At 41.7% G+C, this 10,969-nt stretch carries 14 protein-coding genes and 1 tRNA gene; 12 read left to right on the forward strand and 3 right to left on the reverse strand.

All coding sequences use genetic code 11. From position 1 onward, the window contains the following. Nucleotides 1-8 precede the first annotated feature (8 nt). The 10 genes from K7I13_RS00730 to K7I13_RS00775 all read left to right on the forward strand — a co-directional run bounded on the left by K7I13_RS00730 (nucleotide 9) and on the right by K7I13_RS00775 (nucleotide 7,627). Nucleotides 9-716, forward strand: a complete 708-nt coding sequence (locus K7I13_RS00730) for an acyl-[acyl-carrier-protein] thioesterase (protein ID WP_255947211.1) — start codon at nucleotides 9-11, stop codon at nucleotides 714-716. 111 nt (nucleotides 717-827) lie between these two features. Continuing rightward, complete coding sequence (locus tag K7I13_RS00735; RefSeq protein WP_255947212.1) at nucleotides 828-1,670, forward strand: class I SAM-dependent methyltransferase; 843 nt, start codon at nucleotides 828-830, stop codon at nucleotides 1,668-1,670. A 236-nt stretch (nucleotides 1,671-1,906) separates the two neighbouring features. Beyond that, nucleotides 1,907-2,668: a pirin family protein gene (locus K7I13_RS00740; RefSeq protein ID WP_255947213.1), complete on the forward strand. Its 762-nt coding sequence runs from the start codon at nucleotides 1,907-1,909 to the stop codon at nucleotides 2,666-2,668. A gap of 39 nt (nucleotides 2,669-2,707) precedes the next feature. Continuing rightward, complete coding sequence (locus K7I13_RS00745; protein WP_255947214.1) at nucleotides 2,708-3,409, forward strand: DNA/RNA non-specific endonuclease; 702 nt, start codon at nucleotides 2,708-2,710, stop codon at nucleotides 3,407-3,409. After that, nucleotides 3,409-3,609, forward strand: coding sequence for a hypothetical protein (locus K7I13_RS00750; protein ID WP_255949384.1), 201 nt, complete (start codon nucleotides 3,409-3,411; stop codon nucleotides 3,607-3,609). Before K7I13_RS00745 ends, K7I13_RS00750 begins: the two co-directional genes overlap by 1 nt. A gap of 408 nt (nucleotides 3,610-4,017) precedes the next feature. Continuing rightward, complete coding sequence (locus tag K7I13_RS00755; RefSeq protein ID WP_255947215.1) at nucleotides 4,018-4,581, forward strand: hypothetical protein; 564 nt, start codon at nucleotides 4,018-4,020, stop codon at nucleotides 4,579-4,581. Next, nucleotides 4,575-5,366: a helix-turn-helix transcriptional regulator gene (locus tag K7I13_RS00760; protein ID WP_255947216.1), complete on the forward strand. Its 792-nt coding sequence runs from the start codon at nucleotides 4,575-4,577 to the stop codon at nucleotides 5,364-5,366. Before K7I13_RS00755 ends, K7I13_RS00760 begins: the two co-directional genes overlap by 7 nt. Nucleotides 5,367-5,797: 431 nt before the next feature. After that, complete coding sequence (locus K7I13_RS00765) at nucleotides 5,798-6,190, forward strand: hypothetical protein (protein ID WP_255947217.1); 393 nt, start codon at nucleotides 5,798-5,800, stop codon at nucleotides 6,188-6,190. Nucleotides 6,191-6,527: 337 nt separating this feature from the next. Next, a tRNA-Val gene (locus tag K7I13_RS00770) sits at nucleotides 6,528-6,600 on the forward strand. Nucleotides 6,601-6,769: 169 nt separating this feature from the next. Continuing rightward, on the forward strand, nucleotides 6,770-7,627 hold the full coding sequence (locus K7I13_RS00775; protein ID WP_255947218.1) for a site-specific integrase: 858 nt from the start codon (nucleotides 6,770-6,772) through the stop codon (nucleotides 7,625-7,627). A 217-nt stretch (nucleotides 7,628-7,844) separates the two neighbouring features. Here K7I13_RS00775 and K7I13_RS00780 read toward each other — a convergent pair whose 3' ends face one another. Beyond that, complete coding sequence (locus K7I13_RS00780; protein WP_255947219.1) at nucleotides 7,845-8,333, reverse strand: hypothetical protein; 489 nt, start codon at nucleotides 8,331-8,333, stop codon at nucleotides 7,845-7,847. A 213-nt stretch (nucleotides 8,334-8,546) separates the two neighbouring features. Continuing rightward, entirely contained in the window at nucleotides 8,547-9,014 is a 468-nt protein-coding gene (locus K7I13_RS00785) for a GNAT family N-acetyltransferase (RefSeq protein WP_255947220.1), read from the reverse strand. A gap of 155 nt (nucleotides 9,015-9,169) precedes the next feature. On the opposite strand from K7I13_RS00785, the gene K7I13_RS00790 reads away from it, so the two are divergent. Beyond that, the gene (locus K7I13_RS00790) at nucleotides 9,170-9,640 is read left to right on the forward strand and encodes a hypothetical protein (protein ID WP_255947221.1); all 471 of its coding nucleotides are present in this window, start codon (nucleotides 9,170-9,172) and stop codon (nucleotides 9,638-9,640) included. A 51-nt stretch (nucleotides 9,641-9,691) separates the two neighbouring features. On the opposite strand, the gene K7I13_RS00795 is transcribed toward K7I13_RS00790, so the two are convergent. After that, on the reverse strand, nucleotides 9,692-9,994 hold the full coding sequence (locus K7I13_RS00795) for a hypothetical protein (protein ID WP_255947222.1): 303 nt from the start codon (nucleotides 9,992-9,994) through the stop codon (nucleotides 9,692-9,694). Between the two features lie 499 nt (nucleotides 9,995-10,493). Here K7I13_RS00795 and K7I13_RS00800 point away from each other — a divergent pair, with 499 nt between their 5' ends. Beyond that, nucleotides 10,494-10,895, forward strand: coding sequence for a DUF2721 domain-containing protein (locus K7I13_RS00800; RefSeq protein ID WP_255947223.1), 402 nt, complete (start codon nucleotides 10,494-10,496; stop codon nucleotides 10,893-10,895). Nucleotides 10,896-10,969 lie beyond the last annotated feature (74 nt).

A 10,969-nucleotide genomic window follows, 5' to 3' on the forward strand; every position in this document is an offset into this window, starting at 1 on the left:
GTTAATTTATGTACACTACAATGGCGCGGGTTTGCGCGAGCCATACGAATTCTGACGGAAGATTGAAATTTGTGTCCGCAATCGATATGATGCAGGACTGTTCTCAAATGTGGATGGAATCGGAGCCCTCGGTTGAAAAGTATTTCCGCGAGAATAATCTTTCGCAAATGCTTGTTTCGCGGCAGGTTGATGTAAAACGGACTCCCCGTTATGGTGAAAGACTGGTTGTCCAGACCAGCGTATATGAGTGTAAGGGCTTTCAGGGATACCGGAATACTGTTGTATATGATGAAAAAAATACTCCCTGTTTTGTCAGCTGGAGTACCGGCGCCTTTGTGAATCCGTCCGACGGTAAGCCGGCAAGGGTCCCCAGGGACATTCTTGACAATCTTGTTGTGGATGAAAAAGTGACTATGGAATATCTTGGCAGAAAAATACCCCTTCCTGACAGGGAATGCCGGAATTTTCCTTCTGTCACGGTCAAAAAACACGATATCGATTTTAACCGGCATATGAACAATGCGCGTTACGTACAGATCGCAGTTGAATACCTGCCTCCCGATTTTGAAATAAACCGGTTCAGGATAGAATACAAAACGCCGGCAAAATACGGCGAGGTCCTGCATCCCAGAATGATACAGATTGATCCCGGAACCATATATATAATACTGCTTAATGAAAATGCAGATTCTTCCGCGGTTATGGAATTTTCCTGAAACCGCAGTTTTAATCTGCTGCTGGGCCGGTAAGGTTACCGGTTTGAAGCAGCTATATTGGACAGGAGGCGGATTATACTTATTTTTGATAATATCTCCGCACAGAATACGATGACGCTGGTATCATATTTGCGGAATGAAAAAACGAAAAACCGGATTGTTGCCCTGATAACGGAATGTATTTCATATTTCCGGAGCATAAGCAGCCGTGAGGATTTACAGTATTTTTCCGCATCTGTGTATAATTGGTTTTTCAGGGAATGTATGGTCAAAAATCAATATGTTATTTTCTCGGAAAATCAGTATGCGGAAATAAAAAAGCTGTATGAAAAACTGGTTTTTGATCTGAAAAAAAAAGCGGATGAGCGTGCCCATATTCCGGTTGAAAAAATTGTAAGCCTGCACAGAAATTCCCTCATTGGAATACTGGGCCATTCAGGCGGCTCGGCTGCGCCGTCTCCTGCAATCTGTTCGGAATACACTTTGGATCTGCAGGAAAAAATACTGCACCTTCAGATTTCTTTTTTGGCGGAACCGATTCTGGATATCGGCTGCGGTGAACAGGCCCTGCTTACAAAGGAGCTGAGGAAAAATAATAAAACCGTGATAGGAATAGACCAGTTTTTTCATTCGGATGCGGCTGACTATCTTTTGTGCAAAAACTGGCTTGAGTTTGAATATCAAAGCTGTTCATGGGGAAGTATTGTATCGCATATGGCCTTTTCAAATCATTTTATCCATCACCTGAGCGGACAAACTGGTATGGCCGGAAAATATGAAGAGGTCTTTTTTGCTATTCTGGATTCGCTGAAACCGGGAGGGACCTTCTATTACGCTCCCGCCATTCCGTCCATTGAGAATAAAGTCGATACGGAAAAATACAGCATAAAACGATATGAAACTGTTTATAATGCACAGGTTTTTTCCGTGACGCATATCCGGAAGTGTATATAGTCCACACTCTTCTTCAATATTCTCTCGCTTCCCATTCATTTCCGCGAAATAATATACGTTTAAGTTAATAAACGCATATTATTCAATATTCATAAAAGAGCCATTTATGCTTTTTTCTGTTTATTATGTATATTTACGGTATGGAGGTTTACATGCACGAAAGAAAGATACTGAAGACCGTAAAAGGACAAAAAACTATAGATGGTGCTGGTGTCCATCTTGTCCGGGTATAGGGTTTGCGTACTGTACAGGACTTTGATCCTTTTCTGATGCTGGATTCCTTTGATTCCGATAATCCGGAAGACTACATAAAGGGTTTTCCACTTCATCCTCACAGGGGAATCGAAACCATTACATATCTCATTCAGGGAGAAATCGAACACCAGGACAGTCTGGGAAACAGCGGGGTTATCCGGTCGGGTGAAAGCCAGTGGATGACCGCGGGAAGCGGTATTTTGCACCAGGAAATGCCCCAGGCCGCGCCCCGTATGCTCGGCCTGCAGATATGGCTTAATCTGCCGAAAAAATCGAAAATGACACATCCTGCCTATTTTGATATTACCGCAAAAATGATCCCTGAAATAAATGAGAAATTCGGGACAGTAAGGATCGTTTCGGGGGAATACGCGGAGAAAAAAGGCGTCAACCCGCCCCATATACCGGCTACAATGCTGGACATTACGCTTAATGCGGACAGGGAACTCCTGCTGCCGGTAAACCCGGATGAAACTGTTTTTGTTTTTCTCATTGAAGGAGACGCCATAGTCGGCGGGCTGCCTCAGGATGAAAAAACCGCTGTTCTTTTTGATGCCGGCGACGCTATACGGATACGGGCGACGGAAACGGCTCCGTCGCGCTTTATGTTTTTTTCCGGCAAACCCCTGCACGAACCCGTTGCCTGGGGCGGCCCTATTGTTATGAATACCCGGGAAGAGCTTGAGTCCGCCTTCGACGAACTGAATGACGGTACCTTTATCAGGCATAATGCAAAAGAATAGCCGCTGGCGTATAACCGGGTTTTATTGTATAACCGTAAAATGAACTGCAAACTGTCCAGTAAAATTCCCAAACAGTCAGGAAGAAAATATATTGCTATTTTCTTCTTCGCGGTTTTTCCGGCGTTTCCCGCATTTCCCCAATATGCTCCGAATATTCTCGATGAATCCTATGAACATGATAAATGGGGAACGCTTCCTCATGACATACTGTTCTATTTTGCTGCCTATACCGTCAGTTTTGACAGCGAGGATGATGATAACGGCGACGGTATGCCTGATCTGTGGGGTATACCTGAATGGGTTTCCTTTGAAATCAAAAAAACGGACAAAAAATATCCCCTTGCCGGCCGCCCTAAATGGATGACCGACAGGGAGTTATACAACGCCGGTATAGCCCCGGACGACGAGTCTTATGCTGTCCCCGGAGCAAATAGTCTGAAAGAAGTAAAAACCGATTACCGCTTTGTCCGAGGCCATATGTGTCCGAAAGACACCGCGGAACGGATAAGCCGGGATGCGGCTTACAATACCCATACATTACTGAACGCCGTACCCCAGCTCCAGTGGCAGAATAACGGCATATGGAAAAAAATAGAAAATCTGTGTACTGACTGGGCCGATATATATGAACGCGTATGGGTGATATGCGGGCCGGTGTTTTTTAATAAGAGTCCCTCACTCTGGCTTGGCCAGGGGAAGAAAAGAAGGTCGCGGTTCCGGACGCTCTTTTTAAGATTATAATCAGGGAGGACAGCGAAATGACCGTAAGGACGATAGCTTTTCTTATACCGAACATCCTTCCGAAGGAATACACAGACCCGCGTGATTTTATCACCACAATTGAACGGATTGAAACGCTTACCGGGCTTACCTTTCTCTCGGCGTTTGATATTCCGCCTGCCGGTCTTAAAACCGTGAGCGGCGAACTTACTGAATGGTAAGGAAGACCCCGCCATTCAGCAGTCAACTGTTATTTTATGCGGATATACATCCGAAGGCCCGGATGCATATCCCACTGTCCTAAAAGATAAACTTTTTTACATTTTTATTCTTAAATGGGCGCCGGTTACTCCGTGTAGTTCCGGAATAACCGGCAAAAAGGCTGGCTTCGTCAAGCGAAGAAGCCCGATTATTTTTTTAAAAACTCCTTTTTGTTATGTCCTCATCCTACTTAATATTCTACTTTCTTTTTCATCTTTTACAATAATATTTTGGTACTATTTCTCATGAGAAAGGTACTGTCTGAGTCTAATCGGGAGCTAATCGTATCCCGGTAAGATAAAACAATTAGCTTGACGAATACATTTGGCGGATTTATAATTCAGAAAATTAATTGTTGAGGAGTTTTTATGAAAAACAGCGATTCTTCAGTATTGGCTCTGTCGGTTGCGGCCGCCAGCAACACCGACCAGTCGTGGACTGAACTTTGCAACTGTATTGCGGAAACATTCAGATTCACGGAAGATGAAAAAGTGTCATTTTCCATGAACAGGGTTGCGAAACTGATTGCCGCAATCCCGTTTGCAGCAGGCTGTGATGAACCCGCGCGCACGGCCCTTGGACACCTGGCGGTGTACATGACAGAACTTCGGGGCGGTTCCATTATCGGCGGTCACAATCCCTCTGATAATGAAGATATCTTTACCCGGCTCCGCCTTCTTTCCTCATATAAGGGCGGAAATCAGGAAATCATCTCTCACGGCATGCACCAGCTTGCCCTGGTTATGATTGTCGGCTACGAAAAAAGCATGGATAAGGATGAATACCTTGGCGTATATAATCCTTTAAATGATGGATCATGGAACGCGGAAGAAATGAAACTGGACATTTTACGTGAATTAAAGAAATCTCCCAACACAATTCTGGATTCCATCGTTCCGGGCAACCTTGATGATTTAGTATTTATATGGTAAATGACGCAACATATAAACTAGCTTGGCGTTTCGCAGCTGTTCTCTCTTGCTGCGTTTGGATTATTGTACTGATAATAAATTTTGCATACTTCAGTACTCAGAAAACAGGAGTATGGGCGAAAGATTTATTCAATAACATTGCAGCAATATTACTCTATGGTTCGACTGTTATTGCTTCTGTTGTTTTGATTGTAATACCGCTAAGCTTTTATATTTATGCGTTCTTTTGTTGTCTTCATGGAATTGTACATCTTGTTGATCGAGGAAGTGCGCCGGGTGTATTAATGTATCTTCTTGGCGTAGCCTTCGCTTTCAAACAAGGATTCTTTGAAAAAGATAAACAAATAAAAATTACTGGATTAATTCTTATTCTTGTTGCAGCAATTCTTTCTCAAATCAGGAAAGGCTTTCTTCCCTTAATAACTACTACCTTACAATGTCTTTCAGTCTTTATGATCGGCTTTTTACTTGTAATGATTTTCCTTCCGGATCTTCAAAAAATCATGAAAACCAAAGAGACATCTGTTTTACGCCTTTCACCGACTTTGTTTACATATCGGGATGCAAAGATTCTACAGGATATTATTGTCGGAAAGAAATATGAAGCCATAGCAAGTGAACACAATATTGCAGTCAGTACTCTGAAGAATAATCTTTCTTCGCTGTACAAGAAACTTGGCGTCAGCAACAGAAACGCTTTTCTTGCGAAATATTCCAACTACACAATTAAGCTGGATATTCCCGATCCTGCACCAGGAACCAAACCTTCTTCATGGAGCGAATAAGAACCGGCTGTTCAGGCAAACCCTGAACAGCTTTTTCATTATAGCATAATCAGACCAATATGCGTCTGTTTCACCGGTTTGCTACAACCCCAGGTACTCCATAGTTTTTATCAATAGATATATCTTAATGTCACAGGTTTCGCAGGCGGAACCCGCCGGATTATATCCTGGCAGGTCAAGACTGCGGTATTTTGCCGATACCGGTGAAAGGGAACGGACAGGGGAGAATCAGGGCTGTTTTTACAGGCAAACCACCCCTGCCTTACAGCAGACCCGGAAACAGAGTAAAAATTACCGGGAAAAGTTGGATAATACGCAGGAATGGGCTACAATATATACAGCGGCGGCGGAAAATGTCTCCATATTCCTGAAAGCCGCTGCGTCAGGTTCACCGGCTGCCGGCCGGGATGAATCAAGGGAGATAGTGAAACATGTTAAAACGTATATTATTTGCAGTAGGTATAATAGTCCTGTTTTCTTCCTGTGAAGTCTGGGAAGAATTCTATGACATACTGAACGCGGTAGACATGGAAGTTGAAAATACATCTTATGCGTTTTCCATTACGGATATTGTTGTAATGAATACCTCGGATCTCAGCTATGTACAGGTATATGACAAAAAGACAAACCAGTATGGTTTTCATACTGTTTCTCCGGGCGGAACAGGTTCTTTTTCACTTTCGGGGCTGAGCCTGTATACTACTTACAGAATTACCGTTTTCGACAGCTGGAATGACAGCTGGTATTTTGATGTTACCCATAACAACATTTCAGAAATAAGTATAAAATATGACGGATATAATGTAACATACAATGCATTTTAATCCGCTGATAATCTGTATGCAGCAAAAACAGGCCGCCTTTTTATCATTTCTATAGTAATCCCGCTCTGCCAGTGATTCCATTCTTAATGAAAAATGAAATACAGGAGGCGAGGGAAGGTTGCTTCAGTTTTACAGACGGAGCTGTGCAGTCTGGCGGCCTCGGCACATTGGGGTATTTATTGAGGGTCCAAGAACCGGCCGGTCGCGGTTCTTGGTGATATATATCTTTCGGCGTACAGTGAGCTGTTCTGTACTTCCAGGGGAAGTATCTTTTCCCCTGGCCTGAACCCAAAAATATATTGACCTTTTTTTCCGTTTTCTATATAGTAATCCCATTGGGCGCTTAGCTCAGCTGGTACGAGCGTTTGGTTTACACCCAAAATGTCGGGGGTTCGATCCCTCAGCGCCCATCCTCAAAAGCCGTCAATGATAGACGGCTATTTTTTTGCCCTGAAAGGATTTACGCAGCCAATTACCCACGGCTGTATCAGTCCAAACCTGAAAAAGCAAACATATAGCCTGCTTTCTGTGAAAAACGTCAACAGAAAGACAACAAAAAATTTTCATTTTGGAGGCTGTATGTACAAATTATTCAAACGGAAATTTAAAAAAAACGGAAAAGACGTCTATTACTGGTACTACTGGTATTATGATGAGTCCGGCAACCGTATACCAAAAGCCTGTAAAAATCCTGACGGTTCCGGGAAAGTGACATTAAAGCGTAATGCGCAGTTGTATATTGATATGCTGAACGTAACTCAAATACCGGAGATAAAGCCTGTCCAAAGCCCTGTAAACACGCCTGGAGTCGATTTACAGCCGACCTTCGCCGAGTTCACGCACGGAATGTTCCGCCCCGGAGCCGAACATCTTGACCGCTGGTCCCAGCATGGAAAAGTATTAAAAGATTCCACTCGGCGGGACCACCGGGACCATCTGGACAAGTTTCTTGTTCCCTGGCTGGGCCATTTGACCTTTCCCGACATTACCGCGGAACTGGTGGACGATATACTGGTATCTCTCTACAAGACAAATAAGGCGGGGGAGCAGATCGGGCCGTACTCCGCAAGCAAGAAAAACAATATTCTGTATACCCTGAACTATGTATTCGCGGAAGCAAAGCGGGCCAAACTGATTCAGTATGCCCCGGATTTTGAAACCTTCCGCCGGCCGAAAACCGGACAGGATATTTTACTGGACAGCGAACTTGAATTACTGTTTCCGGAAGATCCGGAACAGCTGGAACATATCTGGTCGTTGACAGGTCCAAGTTTGCGGGATTATCCCGGGGTAGGGCTGATGCCGGGCGCCCTGAGCTGGTTTGCCGTTTCGGCGGGATTGCGGAGCGGAGAAGCGAGGGGAATGCACTATGATCAATTATATCCCATTTATACGGTATTATTGTTGATAAGGCGCTGGATGAGGATGAAAATCTGACGCACTTGAAAAAGGGATCGGAGGCGGACCCGAGGTACCGGGTGGTAATAGTACCGGAAAGGACCTGGAGTATACTTGATAAGTACCTCAGTATACTCGGGGTAGTACCAGGGTACTTATTCATGTACAAGGGAAAGTACCTTACTCAGTCCTTTTTGCAAAGCCGGTTTGCCCGCGCTATGAAAAAGGCGGGTAAATCTATAGGTCATAAAACATATTAGTCCCGGTGAAAAAGACCGGGAGACATATATAATAACACAACTTTCTTTTCTCTTTCATTTGCCAGTAATGTAATATAGCCGTCTGTGTATAACCATTGAACCGTCTTCGTTTTACCGGTATTCCCGGAAGATACTGGAGTTCCATATACAACAGATAATTTCAAAGCCAAATCATCGAATATGGTATTTAAAGCACGCATATTTTTACACTTTATAGAATATGAGCCAGATACAAGTCTTGATAGAGAAAATACTGCAATCATAGTAGTTTCATATCCAGAAACTTCTATTTTTTCGTATTTTATTGACTGAAATTCATCCTGATTTTCCGTTTTATACGGTATGCCTTCTTTTGCAATAAAGTCTTGCATAGTAGTGCCCCAGGAGAAATCCCTGAACTTTACTTCAACTTGTTTCTCGGGCATACCTTCGCTGAAGGCTTTTACGGATAAAAGGAGAAATAGTACCGGTACTATTTTTTTCATGGCATGCCCCAGTATTTAAAAAGTATATTTACAGAAAATTTATTAAACGCGGCTTTATTATTCTTTCTTAAACATCGCTTCAACTATTAATTTTTTTTGTCGTCTTTTATCTTGTATTTCAGTTTCTTCTCGAGGATTCTGACAGCCCCTTATTTTGACACTTTCACTATCAAAATAATTGTTATTTCATTATCCCAATGACTCCATATACTTTTATATTTCTATTTCAAATTCTATTTCATCCCTTATTTCTATTCCATCTTCCATTTTTGGTATTTCCGGTTTTATTTTCCGTGCTTTTTCCATAGCTTTTATATATATATTTGAGATATGAAAACCTCTTTTTTGATAAAATCCTAATGCGTGAATATTAGCATTTGATGTTACCAGCCAGACTCTTTTGCACTTCCTTGTTTTTGCAATTTCTTTTATTCTTTCAATTATGCGTGTTCCGATTCCCTGATTATGAATAAATGTTTCCAGTAAGACTATTTCACAATCTTTTTTTATCATGTAAAGTCCTAATCCGACAATTTTTCCATTATCATACGCTAATATTCCATTTAAATCCTGTGCTCTGTATATTTTGCCCCTTGCAACAATTATATCAGAGCCCCAGCCCTTTATTATATCCAATACGGCTTTATCATCATTTTGTGTCTTTTCAATAAATTCCATCATTTTCCCCTTATATTTTTATATTATAACATGGAGAAATATGGATATGAAATATTTTTCCGGCAGACATTCCCGGCTTTGACAGAAAAAAGCCAAACATATAGCCTTGCCTGCTTTTTCGTGATAAAAGTATTATACAAAAAAAGGCGGGATACTATATGAAAGTGCTGCTGGTAAACGATACACAACTGGTAAAAATGAAAAGAGAAATAGTGTTTGCGGTGTTAATACTGGCTTTTTTTATTATCGCATCCAGTTCAGGTTCAAAAAACACTGTACTCGTTTTATCATTAGTATTACTCATTGGCATTTTTCTTTTCAGTTTTTTGTTCAAGAAGAAAATAGAAGTTGATTTATCCGCCAAGACATTACTGGTCTATAGTCTGTTCGGTAATATTGAAAAAAAAATACCGCTCATGCAAATCAGGAAAATTATTATAACTGATAAGGACCGGCTCAATAGTTTTGGAAAGAATAATTATAATACGGAGATTATCTCTTTTTACGATATAAATGATGAGCCGCTCTTTACATACCGGACCAGGGATATACATATTGAAGCGCTGGAGGAAATCAAAAAAATTGATGACAAAATAACTTTTGAATATATTCAGGATGACCGAATCTGAATAATCGTTTGAGCAGCTATTTCGGGCCGGTGCCTGAGTTCCTGTTTCCTTCTATTTTTTATCCGCTGTCAAAACTGTGTAGTACTTTTCCCCGTCGTTTATAAAATTCATCGGGTTCATAAGATATATTCTTTCCTTCAGCTCGGAACTGATAACATCCGCCGGATTTCCGCTTGCCTTCCGTAAACTGAAATTGCTGAAATTTGAAGGAGCGCCTTTGGTATCACCGAATTCATTGTTTTCGGGAGCGGCACTCTGGCCGAGAACTCCCAGCTGATCAAAGGCCGGCGGGGTTTTGAGAGGCTGTTTGCCCGCAATATAATTAAGATAGACAGCAAGGTCCATGTCCAGCACAAACTCGCCGGGTGACCCACGGAAGTCAGTATTCAGTTTTATTCCGGTATTGTCCGGTATGTCAAAACCGGCATCCCTTGCTTTCTGGACGGATTGTATCAGGAATGACTTGAGATAATCCAGGTAATTTGAATCTGTAAGAATAATCCCGTCCGCAGTTTTAAGTTCAAAGCTGTTCAGATAAGCAGGATACAGGGCCGCAAGCTCTTTTGAGAGCGCATTTTGTCCGGAAGTGATTAAATCCCACTATTTTTAAAGTAATAACCGCATTTTAATTAAGTCAAGAAATTCCGGGTCTGATCACAATACGGAGCATCATTATAGATATTCTGCTTTCGGAACGGCAGGAAAATACCGACAAGATAAATATAGTCAAATAATTCAGATTATTTGACTATTTCTGATTCTAAGTGTTTCTGATATAACGAATTAGTTAATCCGTTATATCAGAAACGTAACGTAAAGGTGTATAGTACTTACTTTATCAAGGATATTTACTATGGAATTCAATATTACGACTCCGGCACTGTTATTTTCTGCCATTTCACTTTTACTGCTTGCCTATACAAACCGTTTTTTAACCCTGGCAAGTCTGGTCCGGCAATTTGTTTCACTGTATGCAGAAAAGAAAGAAGATAATATCCTCAAACAAATCAGTAATTTCAGAATCAGGCTGACTCTGATTAAATATACCCAGCTTTTGGGGGTGCTCAGTTTTCTGTGCTGCGTTTTCTGTATGTTTTTAACCCTGTTCGGAAAAGTCTTCATCGCCGAGCTTATTTTCGCCCTGAGCCTTATTCTGATGATGGCGTCATTGCTGTGTTCTCTGTTTGAGATATTCATTTCGATCGGGGCCTTAAAACTTGAATTAACACATATATACGAAGAAACCCAAAAATGAATACACTGACAGATTCAGGCATATGTACTTAGAGTACAAAAAAAAGTACTTTGGTATATTTAGAGTTAAAAAAG

The organism is Brucepastera parasyntrophica, from assembly GCF_022376835.1.
GTDB classification, from domain to species: Bacteria; Spirochaetota; Spirochaetia; order Treponematales; family Treponemataceae; genus Brucepastera; species Brucepastera parasyntrophica.